Source organism: Rhizobium leguminosarum, assembly GCF_001679785.1.
GTDB lineage: Bacteria > Pseudomonadota > Alphaproteobacteria > Rhizobiales > Rhizobiaceae > Rhizobium > Rhizobium leguminosarum_R.
On the sequence record NZ_CP016286.1, the window covers coordinates 1,546,788 to 1,566,810 of the forward strand.

Below are 20,023 nucleotides of genomic sequence, written 5' to 3' on the forward strand. Positions count from 1 at the left end.
AGTCCTCTGCTTGATATGGCGGAAGGCGCATTGTTTGCACTTAATTCATGCGTCTGACGCCACATCACGATGAAAGTGTGTTATACCTGACGCATGTCGACGCCCGATCTCAACCTTCTTGTCACCCTCGATGTGCTGCTTGCCGAAGGCAGCGTTGCGCGTGCGGCGCAAAGGCTGCGGCTCAGCCCGTCGGCGATGAGCCGGGCCTTGGCGCGATTGCGCGAAACGACGGGCGATCCGCTGCTGGTGCGCGCCGGCCGTGGCCTCGTCCCCACGCCCCGCGCGCTCGAACTGCGCGAGCGGGTCGGCCGGATTGTCGAGGACGCGCAGGCGATCCTGCGTCCTGCAGAGGCGCTCGATCTTGGACAACTGGTCCGGACGTTCACGCTGCGCACCAGCGAAGGCTTTGCCGAGAGCTTCGGACCTGATCTCATCGCCCGCCTCGGCCGGCAAGCGCCCGGCGTGCGGCTGCGCTTCGTGCAGAAGCCGGACAAGGACAGCGCCCCGCTTCGCGACGGGACCGTCGATCTGGAAACCGGCGTCGTCGGCGGGACGACGGGTCCGGAGGTGCGGGCGCAGGCCTTGTTCCGCGATTGTTTCATCGGCGTCGTGCGCTTGGGGCATCCGCTTTGCGAGCGCGAGATAACGCCCTCCCTTTATGCCGCCGGCCAGCACATCTACGTCTCGCGGCGCGGCCTCGACAAGGGACAGATCGATGACGCCTTGAATGCGCTCGGGCTGGAGCGGCAGATCGCCACCATCGTCAGCGGCTTTTCCACGGCGTTGGCGCTCGCCCGGAACTCCGATCTGATCGCCAGCGTGCCCGAACGCCACACCGAAGCCTTGCGCGCGGGAATGCACAGTTTTCCCCTCCCCGTCCCGACGCCTGAGATCACGGTGTCATTGCTCTGGCACCCCAGGATGGATGCCGATCCGGCGCATCGCTGGCTGCGCGGCTGCGTTCGGGACGCCTGCGCGCGAGCTGATTGAAGGGACGCGTAGGCTGAAGATCCTGACCAATCGTTGACTATTCCAAGCCAACATGATTTCCCGTCCGGATCACCAAGCGGGGACATTATGACCGACATCATTGTAAAGGACAGCAACGGAAGCCAGCTTCACGACGGCGATTCCGTGACGCTCATCAAGGACCTCAAGGTCAAGGGAACCTCGGAGACGCTGAAGCGCGGAACGCTGGTCAAGGGCATTCGTCTGACCGACAATCCGGGCGAGATCGAGTGCAGCACCAAGCAGGTCAAAGGCCTCGTGTTGAAAACCGAGTTTTTGAAGAAGGCATAGGATCCGCCTCGCTCGCGATGCTGGTTGTCGACGCATCGTAAGGCCGCCCGCCGATCAATCGGCCTTCACCGCCTCCTGCGGCACTTCCTCGGTGATCACCTCGAAACGGGAGAGCGTTGCCGGACCGAAGGCTGTCGACATGGCGACGTCGGTGGCGTCGCGGCCGGTTCCCATCAGGATTCGGCCGATGCGCGGCGTGTTGTGGCGGGCGTCGACCGTATGCCAGTGGCCGCCGAGAAAGACCTCGAACCAGGCGCTGAAATCCATCGGATTGGGATCGATCGGAACGCCGATATCGCCGAGATAGCCGGTGCAATATCTGGCCGGGATATTCATGCATCGGCAAAGCGCGATGGCGAGATGGGCAAAGTCGCGGCAAACGCCCGCCTTGTCGGTGAAGCCGCCATGCGCTGTCCTGAGGACGTCGGCCTTCAGGTAATCGAAAGTGATGTGGTCATGGACGAAATCGCAGATCGCCTGGACGCGCGCCCAGCCGAGCGGCGTCGACGAGAACGTCGCCCAAGCGAAATCTGCAAGCCTGTCGGTGTCGCAATAACGGCTTCCGAGCAGGAAGACCAGCACATCGTCCGGCAGGTCATTGATCGCGTGCTGGACGGCATCGTCGGGAACGATGTCGGGTTGGCCGCTGTCGTAGATTTCGAATTCCGTGGAGATCGTCGTCAGCCCCGGCGGAGCGACGATCCGGCTGCAGGCATTGCCGAACACATCGGTATAGCCCCAGGCCTCGATCGGCCGGTCGAATGTCAGGATCTGATCACTGAGAAGATCGGCGCGACGGGAGGGATGAATGTTGAGGACGAGCAGCATCGGCGTCGGCTGCGTGCATTCATAGCCCAGATGAAACCCGGCGCGTATCTTCATTGTCGCTTCCTTGTCGCGTCTCCGCATCGGTGGAGGTGAGTATTGAACGTTGATCGCGCTACCCGGTTCCGTGGTCGCGGAACTGTCGCTGCGTGGGGGCCGGCTCGGAGTATTCAAGATTACTTCGGAGTTACCTCGTGGTGACGTTGACCTGCACCGTCATGCTGTCGAAATCCTTCCCGTCCCCGTCATAGCTGCCGCTCAACGGGACTGCCTGGCGCGGATCGCGGGCAACCGCGACACGAATGAGATCGCGGTTGCCGACGATGCCATTGGTCGGATCGAACTCCGTCCAGCCGGCGCCTGGAAGATAGATCTGGCACCACGCATGCGTCGAACCGCCGCCGAGCACGGTGGAACCGTCCCGGTCGGGAACATAGACATAGCCTGTGACGAATCGCGCCGCGAGGCCGAGGATGCGTGCTGCCTCCATCATCAGAAGCGCAAAATCCCGGCAGGTGCCGGAGCGAAGCTGCAAGGTCTGCACCGGCGTCTGCGTTCCATGTTCATGGCGCCGCGCATAGACGAAGCTTTCGCGGATGGCGTAACAGAGCGTCATCAGCAGATGCCCGGTCTCCGTCGGACGCCCCTGGCGCACGAACTGTCGCGCCCAGCGTCCGACCTCGTCGTTCGGGTCGGGATAATGGCGCTGCATCGCCGGGGTCAGATCAGCGATCTCGTCCTTGTCGTAAGAGAATGGATAGGTCAAGGCAGCCTCGTCGACCTTCAGATCCAGGGCGACCTGCGGCGTATGATCGAGCGTGATCCAGGTTTCGAAACGAAGTTCGGACGCCGGCCTCGAAAAATCGACGAGCGCCACGCAATTGCCGAAAACATCGTGGATCCAGCGCACATGACTTTCCTCAGGATAGATCGTCAGCGACGCTTCGATCAGTCGCTGGTCGAAACTGTCGCGCGGCCGGAACATCAAGCGATGCTCACCGAAATCGACGTCCCTGACGTAACGGTAGGACGTGATGTGGCGGACGGAGAAAATCGTCATAAGCCACCGTCGAATCTGTTCACTTTTCTGCTCCAAGGCGGAAACGCCGCCTCTCTTCTGCGGAAGCGCCCTGCCGGCTTTCCCGCTCATCCCGATTTCTTGTCATATAAGCACGTTCGAAAGATTGCTATTGTATCTTGACCGATCGACGGCAGGGCCGTCCAACCTAAGAGGATAACATGCATATCATCTGGGACGTTCTGACGCTTCTGCTGACAATCGGCTCGCTCTATGGCGGTCGCGAATACCGGATTATTCGCGCTCGTGCCCGCGCTCAGAACTGGGGCAACTTCTGATTCGATCCGGATATCTATGATTTGATTGCGAATCATGGCCGCGTCGGTCGTTGCCGGTCACCGTTACGTCGAATGACGTAAAGTGATGCGCTTAAGAAAATGCTTTATTATTTGAGACGGAGTCTATCCGTCCATTCTCCCTGTTAATCCTAAGCCCGCCTCACCCCAGGCGGGCTTTTTTTATTCCATCGCCTGCATCACTTCTTGGCGCCGGCCGAAAGCACCCGATGTGTCGCATTGTCCATGGCGTGGCTCGCTTCCTGTCCATCCTTCTTCAGCCCGTATGCGGTATTGCCGCAGCCGGAAAGTGTCATCAGGCAGATACAGGCGATAGCGATTGCAGCTTTTGGCATCAAGTGTTTCCCCGAATGAAAAGGTGATTCAGAGCATGATGCCGAAAAGTGTGAGCCGGTTTTCGGACGACATCATGCTCTAACTCTTAATTTAGAACAGGATTCAGATTTTAGGCCGCCGGGGCCTAAATCATCCTGTTCTAGGGAAGATGACGCATTCTTCGCCAAAATCAATCCGCGGGCGCTGAGCGCGAACTCGCGACATGGAACTCCGTGACGCCACACGCGTTTACGGGAGCCATCCAATTGGGGTTGACGACATGGACTACCAGATTGCCTTCGCCGCGACGGTCGCAACAGCGTCCTTCCTCGTCTTCATGCTGATCGTCCACCGGACCTGATTTGCCCCGCGGCAAATGGATTGGCCCTAAAGGCGCGCGATCACTGGAACCGGTACTGACCGCGTTCCGCGGCCTCATTGTTTGCGATGCCGAGAGATAACAGCACCAGTTTCCGCCTCGATAGCAAGGCGGAAAATGGAAGGTCTGAAGCGCATATATCGCAGATGATCCGACAACAACACGGGAAAGGTGCAAAACAAAGATTTCAACGTCCGAAAGTATTTTTGCGTTTTTCGATGTATTTAATTTTAATTAATTGCCAAGCTTAACTATCCGTTAACAATATCGTTGCGCTCCGTCCGATTCGGCTTATGCTTTACGCAAAAGGGGAGAGGAAGATGTTTAGCAAAAGCCTGATCATGCCTTTCGGATTCGCAGTGCTCGCCATTGCCGGCCTATTGTTCCAGATTATCGCCCACGCGTTGAACTCTCCGGTCACCTTGCTGCAGCCGTGAGTCACATAAGTTGCTGAACCCGCAAGCAATCTCAGTAACTGGGAGTGGAACTTCCTTTCATTTCGTGCATTCTGTGACTCGTTTTGCCAGGAGGGAAATAACCATGGAAGACGCAGGCGTGGGTTGGATTGCAGCCATCATTATCGGCGGTGTCGCCGGATGGCTGGCGGAAAAGGCCATGCGCAGCAGCATGAGCCTGCTCATGAACATATTGCTCGGCATCATCGGCGCTATTGTCGCCAACTGGGTCCTGGGTCTGTTGAACATCCAGCCGCTCGCCGGTTGGCTGGGTTATCTGATCACCGGGTTCGTCGGTGCCTGCATCTTGATCGCGATCGGGCGTGTCATCCGTCGCTGACTCGCTCGCGATAGCTGGCCTCAGGCGCCTTGCCGGTGGTCGGAAATATTAAAAGCCGGGCGTTCATGACGTCCGGCTTTTCCTTACCCCGAATTCCCGTTCAGCGACGGCTGAGCAGGCCGAACACGTAGGCAATGCCTGCCGTCACGGCGAGTGCCACGAGCGGCTCTTCGCGCACCTTGTCGCGCAGCCGTTCCGTCATCAGCGAAGCCTCATCGGTCACCGCCGACTTCGCCCCCTGCCCCAGCGCGACCACGCTTTCCGTCAATCGGGAGAGATCGTTGCGAAGGGCTGCGACCTGCGCCGACAGATCGTCTGCTGCAATATCAGCCTTGACGCGCGCAGCGGTGGATTCGGCGGAAGCGGTTTTCAATTCTGCCATGGTCTGCTCCTGTTTCATGGGATGCCGCTTCAACGAAATGGCGGCCCGAAAGGTTCCGCCGCAACCGATCTTTTGTTCGCCGCAAAGCCGCCACGGCCGAGCGACCGCCTTGTGCAGCTTTTCGCGCGACAAACCCTTCATTTCCTGTCGGGTTTGTTTTAAGGAACGTCGAATGTCCGCCCGTGCGCGGGTTAATGATACTGCGAGGTTTGCGTTTCTATGTTCCATATCCTGAGAAGAGCTGCTCAGACCTGGGTTGCCAAGCTCCTCCTGCTTCTGCTCGTCGCGTCCTTCGGCGTCTGGGGTGTGTCGCATGAGCTGCTGTCAGGCGGCAACAGCACCACGGTCGTGACCGTCGGCGATCAGCATGTGGACGTCAACGAATTCCACCTCGCCTATCAGCGCCAGGTAGCAAGCCTCAGCCAGCAGTTCGGCACGCGCCTCACCCCCGAGCAGGCCCGCGCCTTCGGCGTCGAGCAGCAGGTGCTCGCCCAGCTCGTCGCCGGCGCCTCGCTCGACCAGCTCGCCGAAGACATGAACCTCGGCCTTTCCGAAGATCGCCTCGCCCAGCTGATCGCTGACGATCCGGCTTTCAAGGCCGTCAACGGCCGGTTCGACCGCGAGCTCTTCATCTCGCGCCTGCAGAATGCCGGCATCCGTCAGGACGATTACATCAAGGAGCGCAGCAAGGTCGCTGTCCGCAGCCAGGTGGTCGATGCCATCTCCAACGGCTTCACCGCACCGAAGACGCTGGTGGACGCCCTGAAGCTCTATGGTGACGAAAGCCGCAGCATCGAATACCTGCTGCTCACCAATGCCAATATCGAGCCGATCAAGGCGCCTGCCGACGACGTGCTGGCGACGTGGTTCGAAGGTGTCAAGCAGCGCTATCGGGCGCCTGAATACCGCAAGCTCGCCTATCTCAAGCTGCAGCCTGCCGATATCGCCGATGCCGCGACCGTCACCGACGACCAGATCCACGAAGCCTTCGACAAGAGCAAGGATACCTATCGCACGCCTGAAAGCCGCACCATCGAACAGCTGACCTTCGCCAGCAAGGATCTCGCCGCCGCTGCTGAAACGGCGCTGAAGAGCGGCACCGGCTTCGACCAGCTGGTTTCCGACCAGGGCAAGACGGCAAGCGACGTGCTGCTCGGCGAGTTCACCAAGGACAAGGTTCCCGACCAGGCCGTTGCCGATGCGGCCTTTACGGTTTCGCGCGATGGCGGCACGACGCCTGTCGTCGATGGCTCCTTCGGCCCCGTCATCCTGCGCGTCACCAACATCAAGCCGGAAACGACGAAGAATTTCGACGAGGTGAAGGAGGATATCCGCAAGCAGCTGGCGCTCTCCAACGCCTCTCAGGAAGTGATCAACGTTCACGATCGCATCGAGGATCTGCGCGCGGGCGGTTCGACGCTCGAGGATATTGCCGGCCAGCTGAAGCTCACCGCCGTGACCGTCGACGCCGTCGATATGACCGGCGCCGACAAGGACGGCAAAGAGGTCAAGGATATCCCAGCCAGGCAGCAGCTGCTCGGAGAAGCCTTCAAGACCGAGGTCGGCGTCGATGCGCCGCCGCTGCCGATCGGTAACGACGGCTATGTCTGGTTCAACGTCCGCGAAATCACGCCGGACCGCGACCGCCCAGTCGCCGAAGTGCGCGAAAAGGCCGTCGAGGACTGGACGGCGGAGCAGCAGAAGGCCGAGCTCGCCAAGAAGGCCGACGCATTGAAGGCCGAGGCGAAGAAAGGCACGGCCCTTGCCGATATCGCAACGCCGCTCGGCATTGCCGTCGAAAGCAAGAGCGGTGTCACCCGCTCCACCGATGATGCAGTCCTCGGCCGCGCCGGCGTCACCGCCGCCTTCTCCGGTCCGGTCGATACGGTCGCGAGTGCCGTCGGCGCCGATCCCTCGACGCAGATCCTGCTGAAGGTCACCGAGGTCAACACCCAGCCGACCGGCGAAGTGCTGAACAGTCGCGATGCCCAGATCACCGCCATGGCCAATGCCGCCGGCGACGATATTCTCGATCAGATGGTCAACCTGCTGCAGACGCAGTACGGCGCTCAGATAAACCAGACGCTCGCTGAACAGGCGACGGTCCGCTAGGAGGCTTTATGACCGATCTGAAGCCGTTCCTGGCCAAGGCCGCAAGCCGCGAGCCGCTGACGCGTGACGAGGCCCGCGCAGCCTTCGACATCCTGATGTCGGGCCAGGCGACGCCCTCGCAGATCGGCGGCTTCCTGATGGCGTTGCGCGTGCGTGGCGAAACCGTCGATGAGATCGTCGGCGCCGTCACCGCGATGCGCTCGAAGATGCTGACCGTCGAGGCGCCTGCCGATGCGATCGACATCGTCGGCACCGGCGGCGATGCCAGCGGCACCTACAACATCTCGACGCTGGCGGCGCTGATCGCAGCCGGCGCCGGTGTGCCCGTCGCCAAGCATGGCAACCGGGCGCTGAGTTCGAAATCGGGCGCAGCCGACAATCTGGCCGCACTCGGTGTCAAGCTCGACGTCGGTCCCGAGATCATCTCCCGCTGCATTGCCGAAGCCGGCGTCGGCTTCATGTTCGCGCAGATGCATCATTCCGCCATGCGCCATGTCGGCCCCTCCAGGGTCGAGCTCGGCACGCGCACGATCTTCAACCTGCTCGGGCCGCTCTCCAGTCCGGCCGGCGTCCGCCGCCAACTGCTCGGCGTCTTCTCGCCGCAATGGCTGGTGCCGCTTGCCGAAGTCATGCGCGATCTTGGCTCCGAATGCGTCTGGGTGGTCCACGGCGACGGCCTCGACGAGATCACCACCACCGGCATCACACAAGTCGCAGCCCTCGAAGACGGCAAGATCCGCACCTTCGAGCTCTCGCCCGCCGATTTCGGCGTCAGCCCTTGCGTGCTCGCCGACATCAAGGGCGGTGACGGCGTTGCCAATGCCGCAGCGCTTCGCGAGGTGCTCGGCGGCGCCAAGAATGCCTATCGCGATGTCTCGCTCGCCAATGCCGCCGCCTCGCTCGTCATCGCCGGCAAGGTCGAAACGATCCGCGACGGCATGACGCTGGCCACGCAGTCGCTGGATAGCGGTGCGACCGCGCTCGCCCTCGACAAACTCATCGCCGTTTCCAATGATATCGACTAGGATTGTTCGATGACCGATATCCTGAAGAAGATCGAACTCTACAAGCGCGAGGAGATCGCCGCTGCCAAGGCGGCAGTGTCGCTTGCCGATCTGAAGGCGATGCAGGCCGGCCAGTCCGCGCCGCGCGGCTTCCACAAGGCGCTCGTTACCAAGCGTGATGCCGGCCGCTTCGGTCTGATCGCCGAGATCAAGAAGGCAAGCCCCTCGAAGGGTCTCATTCGCCCGGATTTCGATCCGCCGTCGCTGGCAAGCGCCTATGAGGCCGGCGGTGCCGCCTGCCTTTCGGTGCTGACCGACAGGCCGAGCTTCCAGGGGGCGCCGGAATTTCTGACAGCCGCCCGCGCTGCCAGCGCGCTGCCGGCGCTGCGCAAGGATTTCATGTTCGAGACTTATCAGGTGCACGAGGCCCGCGCCTGGGGCGCAGACTGCATCCTGCTGATCATGGCCTCGCTGTCCGACGATGAAGCCGAACGCCTGCAGGACGAGGCCTTCGCCCTCGGCATGGACGTGCTGGTCGAGGTCCACGACGCCGAGGAGATGGAGCGGGCGCTGAAACTCTCCTCGTCGCTCATCGGCATCAACAACCGCAATCTGCGTACCTTCGAGGTCAGCCTGACGGTCAGCGAGGCGCTTGCCCCCATGGTGCCTGACGACCGGCTGCTGGTCGGCGAAAGCGGCATCTTCACCCATGCCGATTGCAAGCGCCTGCAGGCCGTCGACATCAATACCTTCCTTGTCGGCGAGAGCCTGATGCGCAAGGAGGACGTCGCCGCCGCCACCCGCGCGCTGCTCTTCGGCGAAGCCGCCATCGCGGCCGAATGATATGAGCGGCCAAAAGCCAGGCCTCACGCATATCGGTGCCTCGGGCGAGGCGCATATGGTCGATGTCTCCGACAAGGTTGAGACGGTGCGCATCGCCATTGCCGAGGGCCATGTGAAAATGGCGCCGGAAACGCTCGCGCTCATCCGCCAAGGCGATGCCAAGAAGGGCGATGTGATCGGCACGGCGCGCCTTGCCGGCATCATGGCGGCAAAACGCACCGCCGATCTCATCCCGCTCTGCCATCCGCTGATGCTGACGAAGGTCACGGTCGAGATCGAGGAAGATGCCGCCCTGCCCGGCCTGCGCGTAACGGCGACCGCCAAGCTGACCGGCAAGACCGGTGTGGAGATGGAGGCGCTGACCGCCGTCTCGGTCGCGTGTCTGACGATCTACGACATGGCCAAGGCGGCCGATAAGGCAATGGAGATCGGCGGCATCAGACTTCTTGAAAAGTCCGGCGGAAAATCCGGCGATTTCCGTCATCCGGAGGCAAGATGAACCTTCTCCCGGTCGCCGAAGCCCTGAACCGCTTGCTCTCTCGCGCAAAGCCCATTGTTACGTCCGAGACGCTGCCGCTTGCCGAGGCTGAGGGCCGCGTTCTGGCCGTCGATCTGACAGCCGGCCTGACCCAGCCGCCCTTCAATGCTTCCGCCATGGATGGCTATGCGTTACGCCGCGAAGACGCGCCGGAACCGGGCGCCGTGCTGAAGGTCATCGGCATGTCTTCCGCCGGCCACGGTTTCGAGGGAAGCGTCGGCCAGGGAGAGGCCGTCCGTATCTTCACCGGCGCGCCTGTTCCGCCAGGCGCCGACAGCGTCCTGCTGCAGGAGGATGCGGAGAAGATCGAGGGCGGCATCAGAACCAATTTCCCTGTGCGGCAGGGCCAGCATGTGCGGCCCCGCGGCCAGGATTTCGCCGAAGGCGAAGCGGTGCTGTCGGCCGGCACCGTGCTCGACTTTTCGCGGCTGACGGTCGCTGCCGGCATGAACCGGCCAGATGTCGAGGTGCTGCGGCGCCCGCTGATCGCCATCCTCGCAACCGGCGACGAATTGCTGCCGCCCGGAAGCACGCCCGGCCCTTCTCAAATCATCGCATCCAATACGTTTGGTATTGCAGCTCTTGCCCGTAAAGCCGGCGCCGATGTGCTCGATCTCGGTATCGTGCCTGACGATAAGGCCAAGATCAGCGCGGCGATCGACACGGCGCGGGACGCCAAGGTCGATGTGATCGTCACGCTCGGCGGCGCTTCGGTCGGCGACCATGATCTGGTGCAGGCCACGCTGATCGAGGCCGGCATGCAGCTCGATTTCTGGCGCATCGCCATGCGCCCCGGTAAACCGCTGATGGTGGGGAGCTTCGGCGAGACGCATGTGCTCGGCCTGCCCGGCAATCCGGTTTCCAGCCTTGTCTGTTCTCTGCTCTTCCTCGAGCCGCTGATCCGCAAGCTCGCCTCCCTGCCGCCGGTGCGGCGCGAGGTAACGGTGGAGGCCGCGGTCACACTGCGCGCCAACGACCACCGGCAGGACTATATCAGGGCGAAGCTTTCGAAATCCGTCGCCGGCCAATGGCTCGCCGAACCTTTCGGCAAGCAGGATTCCTCGATGATGAAGGTGTTCGCCGCAGCCGACTGCCTCGTCATCCGCCCGCCGCACGCGCCGGAACTGCCGGCCGGAGCGCCCTGCCCCGTCATGCTGTTGCGCCCGGACCTTCTGGCCTGATATTGCAGTTGCAATTTGTCTCGTCTGAGCAATCTTTTTCGCTCCTGCAGGCTGATCACGGCCGCAGGAGCCACGTGTATAGGTGATGCTTATGTTATCCAGGTGCACGTTGTCGGCCGTCATCCTTCTCGCAGCCTGTTCGTCCGCCGTTGCGGCGGTACAAGGAAGCCCCGCACTGGAGACACCTTCCGATCCCGGCGCCCCCTGGGCGACTGAGTGGCTAGCGCCCGATCTGAAAGACGCGGCGACGCCAAAAACACTTATTCTTTGCTCGGATGATATGACCGAGCATCTCAGGCGATATCGGTTGCTGATTGAAAAGCTCAGTGTGCTGAAAGGCCATACGATCCTGGATGGAAGCAAGCTTGGGGTGCGCAAGCCAGCGGCCGACATCGGCTACATCGTCTTCGCGCATAAAGGTAATGAGGACCAGATAAGCAATTGCGTCGCAAACTACCCGGAACTCCAGCCGATTGTCACTAACTTCATCGAAAAGGAGATATTGGCGGAACAAGATCAATTTCAGGATCTGATAAAGGCTGGAATTTTGCCGAAGCAAGCACAGCCGCGTCAATGTTTTGGAAAGTATTACTACCAGACCAAAGACTACTACCTCAAAGAGATGGTTTGCGCTGATTGAAATGGATTACTCCTCAGACAATAGATGCTTTGACGAATCCCTTGCGGCTACCTTTGGCATCCATCCTGAATCTTGTCGTTTAGCCGGCATCTGCATCGATGACGGAAAATGAAAACACTGCGTCTGCATTGAGCACGCAGTCATTCGGTTGGGATAGAAGGTAACGCGGCAGCAAGACTAAGTGTTAATCTTGCCGTTCAGTATTGCCGGCAAGCGAAAGACCCCCGCGTGCACCGCCTTGCCCCCCTTACCTGCGCCGAAATCCGCAACCGCATGGGTGGCGATTCGCCTGAGTTCACCCTGCGGCAGGTAGGCCCGCTCGGGATCGCCGATCAGCACCTCGACGCCGCTCGCCTGGCAACGCCGCAGGAAGGCCATCACCCGCAAGGCAAGCGAGGGATCGTAGAACAGGTCGCCGACCACGAGAAGGTCAGTCGCTGGTGGCTGATCCTCGACGATATCGGCGGCCAAGGCCACGATGTTCACACCGTTGATCGCTGCGTTGAGCCCGATTGCGGCAATGGCATTGGCATCGATATCGACCGCCGTCACCATGGCTGCTCCGGCCTTTGCCGCCGCGATGGCGACGAGCCCGGAGCCGGCGCCGAGATCGAGGACGTGGCGACCGGCGACCGTTTCCGGCCGATCGAGCAGATGGCGGGCTAGCACCGCGCCGCCGGCCCAGGGATAGGCCCAGTAAGGCGGCGGGTCGGCCTCTCCACGACCGGCAAGCCGCCAGAGCCCGCTCGCAGGTCCTGCCGTATGAAGCCGGATCTCGGGGACGGAGGGAACGGGTGATATCGGCAGGTTGGCACGGATTAAAGCGGCCGGATCGGGTTGCGACATGCCCGGGCGTTTCATCGTCGTCACCGAAGCTCAGTAATTCTTCATAGCGAGATGCGGCATGCCACCGTCAAGAAATTCCGCGCCATAGGCGACGAAGCCGAAACGCTCGTAGAGCGGCAGCTTGTCCGCCTGCGCGGTCAGATAGAAGCGGTTGTTGCAGGCGCCGCGATGCAGGTCTATCGCTCGCCCGATCATTGCGGCTGCAATGCCCTGGCCGCGCCATTGGCCGGCAACCGCAACCCGGCCGATCTTCACATGTTCCTCGGCGTAGATGACCCGCAGCGTGCCGGAGACCTCGCCCGCCGTGACGGCGACGAGATGATGGGCGTTGAGATCGTCGGCATCGAATTCCTCGGCTTCGGGAACCTTCTGCTCATGCACGAAAACGGCGCGTCGCAGCCGGAAGGCCTCATTGCAGAGCGTACTGAAAACCGGGACACTGAGGATCGCCGTTTCCATCACCATCCTTGCCTCCCTCGGGGATACGGCCCAAAGCCCTCCGCCAGACCAGCGAAGGGCTGCCGGCAAAATCAGCCGGGCTTCTTCTTTGAAAACTTGTTCTTCGGTGCGGCGCCGCCCTTACCCTCATATTTGGGGGCCTCGGATCTGGGGCCTTCGAATTTCGGCTTGTCGGACTTCGGGCCATCGAAAGGGGGGTTGCCCGGCTTCTTGCTCCAGGGTTTGCTATCCCGTCTTTCCCCGCCGCTATTGTCGGCTGCAGCATAACCGCCGCCCGGACCCTTGCCGAACTTGTTCTTCGGCCGCTCGCCGCGGAACGAATCATCCGGCCGCTCGTCACGGGATGGCTTGCCGGCATAGGGTTTTGGCGCAGGCGCCCGGCTGAAGTCCGGCGTGCCGGAAAGCCTGGTCACGCGGATACCGCGTTCGAGCGCCTTGTTCGGACCGATCGCCGCCAGGAAGCTTTCGGCGCTCGCCGCGGCGATCTCCACAAAAGTTTCCTCGGGCTGCATCTTGATCGCGCCGATCTCGCGCTTTGTCACATTGCCGTTGCGGCAGAGCATCGGGATTAGCCAGCGCGGCTCGGCATTCTGCTTGCGTCCGACCGAGACGGAGAACCAGACGCTGGCGCCGAAATCTTCGCGCGGACCCTTCTGCGCCGGCTCGTACGGCTCGGCATTGTCGCGGCGCTTGCGGCTGCGCTCGTCCTGTACGGTGACCTCGAGCAGATCCTCTGGCGCCGAGTGATTGGTGCGGTAAAGACGTAAGAAAGCCGCGGCAAGCTTTTCGGCGCCGTGGCTGGCGAGAAGTTGCTGTACCAGCCCCTGCTCTTCCTCCTGCGGCGTTTCGTTGAAGATCGGATCGGCGAGCAGCCGCTCGTCGTCGCGCTCACTTACTTCCTCGGCCGAAGGCGGGCGCGCCCAGGCAGCCGAAATACCGGCATTCTCGAGCAGGCGTTCCGCCTTGCGCCGTGCATTCAGCGGCACGATCATGGCGCTGATGCCCTTGCGTCCGGCCCGGCCGGTGCGGCCGCTGCGGTGCAGCAGCGTGTCCGGATTGGTCGGCAGGTCGGCATGGATGACGAGATCGAGCCCCGGCAGGTCGATGCCGCGGGCGGCAACGTCGGTCGCGATGCAGACACGGGCGCGCCCGTCGCGCATCGCCTGCAGCGCGTGGGTGCGCTCGTTCTGCGTCAGCTCGCCGGACAGCGCCACGACGGCGAAATTGCGGTTGTTGAAGCGTGCCGTCAGATGATTGACGGCAGCGCGCGTCGAGCAGAAGACGATGGCATTGGTCGCCTCGTAATAGCGCAGCACGTTGATGATCGCATTCTCGCGGTCGCTCGGGGCGACCATCAGTGCGCGATATTCGATGTCGATATGCTGTTTTTCCTCGGCCGCAGTGCTGATGCGCACAGCATCGCGCTGGTAGCTCTTGGCAAGCTTGGCAATCGCCGCCGGCACCGTTGCCGAAAACATCAGCGTCCGGCGTTCGTCCGGCGCCGCATCGAGGATGAATTCGAGATCCTCCCGGAAGCCGAGATCGAGCATCTCGTCGGCCTCGTCGAGCACGGCGGCTTTCAGTTCCGACATGTCGAGCGCCCTGCGGCGAATATGGTCGCAAAGCCGGCCGGGCGTGCCGACGACGATATGGGCTCCGCGTTCGAGCGAGCGGCGTTCGCTGCGGATGTCCATGCCGCCGACGCAACTGACGATCACCGCGCCCGTCATCTCAAAGAGCCAGTCGAGCTCGCGCTTGACCTGCAAGGCAAGCTCGCGCGTCGGGGCGATGACGAGGGCGAGCGGAGCGCCGGCATTGCCGAAGCGCTCCCTGCCATCAAGCAGCGTCGGCGCCAGCGCCAGACCGAAGGCGACAGTCTTGCCGGAGCCGGTCTGGGCCGAGACCAGCGCGTCGGAAGCGGCGAGCGCCGGATCGAGCATCGCCTTCTGCACCGGAGTGAGTTCGGCGTAACCGCGCTTCTGCAACGCCTTGGCGATCGCCGGAACGACGCCGTTAAATTCTGTCATGAGTTCGATCTTTCGGAGCTGTCAGGCGCGTTGCTGCGCCATGGCCGGAACCAGCCGGCGGGGTATTTGCGCCGTTCCTAGCCGCTCCCGCGGCGATTGTCAAAGCGTGCGGCTACGCCACAGCCAGGCGTCGATGCGACTTGCTCGGCCGCGCAGCGCCGTTTCCAACGGTCCCTCCATGCGACCGGACTGCGTGAGCACGCTATCGGGACCGGCGGCGCGGACGATTTCGGCGCTCAGCGCCAGCTCGACGCCGTGGCGGGCGGCCACCTCCATCAGCCGGCTGCCGACATTGATGGTATCGCCCGCCGCGGTGATCTGCTGCCGGTCGCCGCTGCCCAATCGCGAGGCGACGATCGGGCCGCAATGGGCGCCGACCTTGAAGCCGATCTTCTTCTGGGCAAAGCCCGCATGCGCTTGAAGCCAGGCCCGGGTGCGCTCGCACAGACTGACGGCGCAGGCGGCAGCGCGGGCGGCGTCGTCATCGGCGGGCTGCGGCAGGCCAAACAGGATCATCGCCCCGTCGCCCATGAAGCTGGTGATGGCGCCGCCATGGGCGCGCGCCTCCTCGTCGACCAGTTCGAAGAAGCCGCTCAGCATCTCGCTCACCGCCACCGGCCCGACATTTTCGCTGAGGCCCGTGAAGCCCGAGAGATCGATGAAGATGACGGCGGCGTTCTGGCGCACCGGCGCGGCGAGGAAGTTCGGATCGCGCGCCAGCCACTCACCGAGCCCAGGCGCCTCGATGCGCTGCAGAAGCGCGCTCTGCTCGGCGAAATGGCGGGCGCGGCCACGGTCGAGCCAGAGTTCGGCCGCGCCGAACGCCAGCGCCGGCGGCAGCGCTGCGGCGATCGGCAGCGCCGCACTCAGCCAGTAGCCATGCGCATAGGCCGACAGATTGAGCATCGCCCAGACGATCAGCGTCAGCACGATGATGACATAACCTGCCGCACTCCGGCGCCAGGCGACCAGCGACACGAGCACGATCGGCAGTCCGACGGCGGTGGCGGCATCGATCAGCCGCATCCTGCGGTCGCGCACCATGCCGTCACCGGTAACAAGATGGGTGATCGCCGTCGACATCACCTCGACGCCGGGCATGACGGGATCGAACGGTGTCGGGAAGACGTCGCCGCCGCCGGTGACAGTCGAACCGATGACGACGATGCGGCCTGCCACCGCATCCGCCGAAAGCTTGCCATCCAGCGCATCGGCGGCGCTGAAGGTTGCGATGCTGCCGTGCCCGCCATAGAAGGTCACCGGCAGACGCTGGCCGATATCTGTGGGAATACGCAGCTTTCCGAGCATGATGGCGTCGCGTTCGATGGTGGGATCGACGCCGAGCGCCACCGACGCGGCACGCAGCGGAAAAGCCGGATCTAGCCGGTCTGCGGCACGCGAGATCAACGGGATGAAGCGTGGCGTGCCGGTCTGGTCGGTTGCGACATTGACGATGCCGACCGCGGCGACCTCGGCAAAGCGGGGAAGCGGCAACAGCAGCTGGTTTGCCTCCGGGATGGCGGCAAGCGGATCCTCGGCCGCATCGGTGACCCGCTGACTGCTTTGCGCAAAAGTGGCCGCGGCCGCAATCACGCTTGGCCCCTGGCGAAGGGCTGATGTCAGCGCGGCATCACCCGCCTCCGGCCCCGGATCGACCAGCAGAATGTCGATCGCCAGGGCCTTCGGCTTCAACGCGGTGATCGCATTGGCGAGGCGCGCAAGTGTCGCCCGATCGAGCGGATAGCCGTGTGCCCTAGCGGTGCGGTCGTCGATCGCGACGATCGAGACGACGGGAGGCGGTGTCTTCGCCCCGACGATGGCGCTGCGGATATCGGCAAGCGAGGCCTCCATCCGGTCGAGAAGGCCGCTTCCGGCATGGAGATTGACATAGCCGAGCGCAGCTCCCCAAACACCGGCGAGCAGCAGCGCGATCACTGTCAGCAGGCGATGGTTCATGGGATTTATTGGCCGAGACGGGCAAGAAGGGCAGCGGCGCGCGGCGCCGGCCAGCGACGCACGACGAAGGGTTCGGTTCCGGCGGTAACGTCGACGCCCTCGCCCGGCGACAGCACCACCGGCTCGCCGGCCGAGCGGCGGACTGCGACGCTGCCTCTGACGACCAGCACCGAGGTCTGGCCGCCTGCGACATCGACAGCCCATTGGGTGCCGCGCACAGCCGCGATCGCCTGCGGCGTCACGACCTGGAAACCACCGGCGTGCTGGGTGTTATCGACATCGACGAGAATGGCCTTGCGGCGCAGCGATGCCGAATCGGGGCTGCCGTCACGGTTGCGGTCGACGAGGCTGTAGGCCGCGCCGGCCTCTGCCGTCACCGTCACGCCGCCCGGACAACTGAGTACCTGGCGGGCGCCGGCATCACGCGATACCGTGCAGCCCGCAGACTGCGCAAAGGCCGCCCCATGCGGAATGAGGCCGGCAGCGAGTGCGGCGGCAAAAAGGCTGCGAAACGTCGTATTCATGGAAAGTCCCCTTGACCGTGCGGAACAGCTCTTTTCGAAAGCGCCCGCCAACCGTCTTCTTCCCAACCGTCTTCTAATGTGAAGCATGATAGCCGAATTCAAATATTTCCCTAGACCAAAAAAGCAAATCGTCGCAATCGCCGGCGGAATTCTTACGCTCTATTATCCGTTTCAGGCACCGGTCCGGTATAACGCGCCCGCGGCCGAATCAATTCGCCGCTGTCGATCTGTTCCATTGCATGGGCAAGCCAACCGACTGAACGGGCAAGCGAGAAAATGATGATCGGCGCCTCCCTTGGGAGACTGAAGGCGGCGGCCATTGCGGCAAGCGCAAAATCGACGTTGACCTTCTCGCCGACCATCTCCTCGCCCACTTCCCGGACCTCGGCAAATTGCGGCGGCAGGGGGAAGTGCGACAGCAGCGCCAAGGCCCTGACATCGCCATCGGGATAGAGCGGATGGCCGAAGGCCGACAGGCGATTGCCCTGGGCAAGCGTAAGGCGGATCGCCTGCTCCGCCCCAAGGGTGGAAGCGGTCTCCATCAAGGCGCCGACGCCCTGCCAGGCAGCGCCGTGCAGCGGCCCTGTCAGCGTCGCCAGACCGGACAGCACGGTGGCCGAAAGGGCTGCACCCGCCGACGCCGTGACCCGCGCCGCAAAGGCTGAGGCGTTGAGTTCGTGATCGGCAAGCAGTACCAGCGCGCGGCGCAGGCAATCGGCAGCATGCGGCCGCTGCCAGCTTGCCGCAAGCCTGAGATGCAGCGGCCGGTCGGAAGGCCCAGGCGCCAGAGCATCGGCGACCGTGTCGAGAACCCCGCTTGCTTCACGCCGAAGTGCTGCCTGAGAGCGGCCGAGCGACGGCAGATCCGATGTCACCCGCCCTGCCAGCGCCAGGAATGCCGCCTGAAGCGACGGAGAGGCATGTCCGGTCCCGCTGCCGGAGGAGAGTGGCTCCGCGCCGTTCCAGAGCAGTGCCGCCGTCTGCTCGAGCGTCGCGACTTCTGCGAAACCGGCCGCATCCTTTCCGCGATAGAAAAGCCGTCCGCCGATGATGGTCGAGATTGCCGAGGACAGAACTGGATCGCCCCAGCGGATCGCCTCGGCGGCGACCGTTTCGGTCTTGCGGCGGCCGGCATGGCGTTCGGCAAGCCGCTGTACGTCGGCAGCCTGGTAGAGGCTGCGGCGCGGGTCGGCGGGATCGGGCCTGGCGCGGATGCGCCCGCGACTGACATTTGCATAAAGCGTCTGCGGCTTGGTCTTCAGCGCCTGCAGCGCCTCCTCGGCGGTCAGCCAAGACATCGGAACCTCATGTTGATCAATTGCGTCAAGATTGACGTCAATGAAACTAGGTCGGATCATCCGGACCGTAAAGGAGAAACAACATGAAAAACGGCTTGGAAGATGTCATTGCTGCCGAAACGCTGCTTTCGGATGTCGATGGCGAAGCGGGGCGACTGATCATCCGCGGCGTGTCGCTGGATCACCTGGTTGCAGACGGCACCTATGAAGGCGTCGCCGCCCTATTGCTCGATGGGCTGATGGAAAAAAGCTTCGACGAAGCGGAATTGCGCGACTGGTTGGCGCAGGAGCGAACGAGGATTTTCGGCCATATCAAGGCCGCCGATGCCGCCCTGCTCGCTTTGCCTCCTATTGATGCGATGCGGGCGTTGATCGCCCGCCTGCCCGACGGCGAGGATTTCGATACCGCTCTCAGCCTTCTGGCGGCGCCCGCAGTTTTCCTGCCGGCGATCCTTCGCAAGCAACGCGGCAAAAGACCGATCGCGCCGGACGCCTCGCTGCCGCAGGCGGCCGATATCCTGCGCATGCTGACCGGAAAATTGCCGACCAGGGAGCAGACAGCGGCACTCGACACCTATCTCGTGACGATATCAGACCATGGCCTCAATGCCTCGACCTTCGCATCGCGCGTTATCGCCTCGACGCAGGCCGGCCTCACCTCTTCGGTGCTCGCCGCACTGAGCGCGCTGAAAGGGCCGCTGCATGGCGGCGCGCCCGGTCCCGTGCTCGACATGCTGGATGCGATCGGCACGGCGGAGAATGCTCACCCGTGGCTCGAGGAAGCACTCGACCGCGGGGAAAGGCTGATGGGTTTCGGCCACCGTATCTATCGCGTCCGCGATCCGCGCGCCGATGCGCTGAAGGGGGCGCTGAAGCCGCTGATATCAACCGGCCAGGTGAACGGCGCCCGTGGTGCTTTGGCGGAAGCCGTGGAGGTCGCTGCATTGGCGATCCTGAAGGCGCGCAAGCCGAACCGGCCGCTTGACGTCAATGTCGAGTTTTATACCGCGCTGCTGCTCGAAGCGCTCGCCTTTCCGCGTGAGGCCTTCACCGGCGTCTTCGCGATCGGCCGCACCGTCGGATGGCTGGCGCATGCGCGCGAACAGACGCTCGACGGCCGGCTGATCCGGCCGCGCTCGGTCTATATCGGGCCCCTCCCGGCGGCTGCGTGAAAGTGGAAGGGGGATTTATCCAGATCGCGCATAACCGCGCGATCTGGAGCCGAA

At 63.0% G+C, this 20,023-nt stretch carries 21 protein-coding genes; 11 read left to right on the plus strand and 10 right to left on the minus strand.

The genetic code is table 11. From position 1 onward, the window contains the following. The first annotated feature begins 93 nt into the window (after positions 1–93). Together BA011_RS07800 and BA011_RS07805 are read left to right on the plus strand one after the other, a co-directional pair. On the plus strand, positions 94–990 hold the full coding sequence (locus tag BA011_RS07800; protein ID WP_065280015.1) for a LysR family transcriptional regulator: 897 nt from the start codon (positions 94–96) through the stop codon (positions 988–990). An 87-nt stretch (positions 991–1,077) separates the two neighbouring features. Further along, positions 1,078–1,299 (plus strand): alkylphosphonate utilization protein, encoded by a 222-nt coding sequence (locus tag BA011_RS07805; protein ID WP_020050017.1) that lies wholly within the window; start codon positions 1,078–1,080, stop codon positions 1,297–1,299. 54 nt (positions 1,300–1,353) lie between these two features. On the opposite strand, the gene BA011_RS07810 is transcribed toward BA011_RS07805, so the two are convergent. The 3 genes from BA011_RS07810 to BA011_RS07820 form a co-directional block, all read right to left on the minus strand. Continuing rightward, positions 1,354–2,181: a transglutaminase-like domain-containing protein gene (locus tag BA011_RS07810; protein ID WP_065280016.1), complete on the minus strand. Its 828-nt coding sequence runs from the start codon at positions 2,179–2,181 to the stop codon at positions 1,354–1,356. Between the two features lie 130 nt (positions 2,182–2,311). After that, the gene (locus BA011_RS07815; RefSeq protein ID WP_065282449.1) at positions 2,312–3,184 is read right to left on the minus strand and encodes a transglutaminase family protein; all 873 of its coding nucleotides are present in this window, start codon (positions 3,182–3,184) and stop codon (positions 2,312–2,314) included. A 493-nt stretch (positions 3,185–3,677) separates the two neighbouring features. Then, entirely contained in the window at positions 3,678–3,833 is a 156-nt protein-coding gene (locus tag BA011_RS07820; protein WP_065280017.1) for an entericidin, read from the minus strand. A gap of 203 nt (positions 3,834–4,036) precedes the next feature. Between BA011_RS07820 and BA011_RS44190 the strand changes: the two genes are divergently transcribed. Both BA011_RS44190 and BA011_RS07825 read left to right on the plus strand, forming a co-directional pair. Beyond that, entirely contained in the window at positions 4,037–4,174 is a 138-nt protein-coding gene (locus tag BA011_RS44190; protein WP_186806519.1) for a hypothetical protein, read from the plus strand. 558 nt (positions 4,175–4,732) lie between these two features. Beyond that, a complete protein-coding gene (locus BA011_RS07825; protein ID WP_017960528.1) occupies positions 4,733–4,987 on the plus strand; it encodes a GlsB/YeaQ/YmgE family stress response membrane protein in 255 nt (84 codons plus the stop codon). 100 nt (positions 4,988–5,087) lie between these two features. Here the strand turns inward: BA011_RS07825 and BA011_RS07830 are convergent, their stop codons facing one another. Beyond that, positions 5,088–5,369 (minus strand): hypothetical protein, encoded by a 282-nt coding sequence (locus tag BA011_RS07830; RefSeq protein ID WP_025394620.1) that lies wholly within the window; start codon positions 5,367–5,369, stop codon positions 5,088–5,090. Between the two features lie 219 nt (positions 5,370–5,588). On the opposite strand from BA011_RS07830, the gene BA011_RS07835 reads away from it, so the two are divergent. The 6 genes from BA011_RS07835 to BA011_RS07860 all read left to right on the plus strand — a co-directional run bounded on the left by BA011_RS07835 (position 5,589) and on the right by BA011_RS07860 (position 11,687). Then, complete coding sequence (locus BA011_RS07835; RefSeq protein ID WP_065280018.1) at positions 5,589–7,481, plus strand: peptidylprolyl isomerase; 1,893 nt, start codon at positions 5,589–5,591, stop codon at positions 7,479–7,481. An 8-nt stretch (positions 7,482–7,489) separates the two neighbouring features. Beyond that, positions 7,490–8,506, plus strand: a complete 1,017-nt coding sequence (trpD, locus tag BA011_RS07840) for an anthranilate phosphoribosyltransferase (protein ID WP_065280019.1) — start codon at positions 7,490–7,492, stop codon at positions 8,504–8,506. Between the two features lie 9 nt (positions 8,507–8,515). Beyond that, a complete protein-coding gene (gene trpC, locus BA011_RS07845) occupies positions 8,516–9,328 on the plus strand; it encodes an indole-3-glycerol phosphate synthase TrpC (RefSeq protein WP_065280020.1) in 813 nt (270 codons plus the stop codon). Position 9,329: 1 nt separating this feature from the next. Further along, positions 9,330–9,827 carry a cyclic pyranopterin monophosphate synthase MoaC gene (gene moaC / locus BA011_RS07850; protein ID WP_065280021.1) on the plus strand — a complete coding sequence of 166 codons (498 nt, stop codon included), beginning with the start codon at positions 9,330–9,332 and terminating at the stop codon, positions 9,825–9,827. Then, the gene (gene glp, locus BA011_RS07855; protein ID WP_065280022.1) at positions 9,824–11,047 is read left to right on the plus strand and encodes a gephyrin-like molybdotransferase Glp; all 1,224 of its coding nucleotides are present in this window, start codon (positions 9,824–9,826) and stop codon (positions 11,045–11,047) included. Before moaC ends, glp begins: the two co-directional genes overlap by 4 nt. Before the next feature lie 109 nt (positions 11,048–11,156). Continuing rightward, positions 11,157–11,687 carry a hypothetical protein gene (locus tag BA011_RS07860; RefSeq protein WP_237352602.1) on the plus strand — a complete coding sequence of 177 codons (531 nt, stop codon included), beginning with the start codon at positions 11,157–11,159 and terminating at the stop codon, positions 11,685–11,687. Between the two features lie 177 nt (positions 11,688–11,864). On the opposite strand, the gene BA011_RS07865 is transcribed toward BA011_RS07860, so the two are convergent. The 6 genes from BA011_RS07865 to BA011_RS07890 all read right to left on the minus strand — a co-directional run bounded on the left by BA011_RS07865 (position 11,865) and on the right by BA011_RS07890 (position 18,797). Continuing rightward, positions 11,865–12,548, minus strand: coding sequence for a class I SAM-dependent methyltransferase (locus BA011_RS07865; protein WP_065280023.1), 684 nt, complete (start codon positions 12,546–12,548; stop codon positions 11,865–11,867). A 15-nt stretch (positions 12,549–12,563) separates the two neighbouring features. Continuing rightward, positions 12,564–12,998 (minus strand): GNAT family N-acetyltransferase, encoded by a 435-nt coding sequence (locus BA011_RS07870; protein WP_065280024.1) that lies wholly within the window; start codon positions 12,996–12,998, stop codon positions 12,564–12,566. Positions 12,999–13,063: 65 nt separating this feature from the next. Further along, a complete protein-coding gene (locus tag BA011_RS07875; protein ID WP_065280025.1) occupies positions 13,064–15,019 on the minus strand; it encodes a DEAD/DEAH box helicase in 1,956 nt (651 codons plus the stop codon). A 99-nt stretch (positions 15,020–15,118) separates the two neighbouring features. Next, positions 15,119–16,975: a CHASE2 domain-containing protein gene (locus BA011_RS07880; RefSeq protein WP_065280026.1), complete on the minus strand. Its 1,857-nt coding sequence runs from the start codon at positions 16,973–16,975 to the stop codon at positions 15,119–15,121. A gap of 5 nt (positions 16,976–16,980) precedes the next feature. Continuing rightward, a complete protein-coding gene (locus BA011_RS07885) occupies positions 16,981–17,499 on the minus strand; it encodes a FecR domain-containing protein (RefSeq protein ID WP_065280027.1) in 519 nt (172 codons plus the stop codon). Between the two features lie 152 nt (positions 17,500–17,651). Next, complete coding sequence (locus tag BA011_RS07890; RefSeq protein ID WP_065280028.1) at positions 17,652–18,797, minus strand: citrate synthase; 1,146 nt, start codon at positions 18,795–18,797, stop codon at positions 17,652–17,654. 83 nt (positions 18,798–18,880) lie between these two features. On the opposite strand from BA011_RS07890, the gene BA011_RS07895 reads away from it, so the two are divergent. Beyond that, the gene (locus tag BA011_RS07895; protein WP_065280029.1) at positions 18,881–19,969 is read left to right on the plus strand and encodes a citrate synthase/methylcitrate synthase; all 1,089 of its coding nucleotides are present in this window, start codon (positions 18,881–18,883) and stop codon (positions 19,967–19,969) included. Positions 19,970–20,023: the final 54 nt, after the last annotated feature.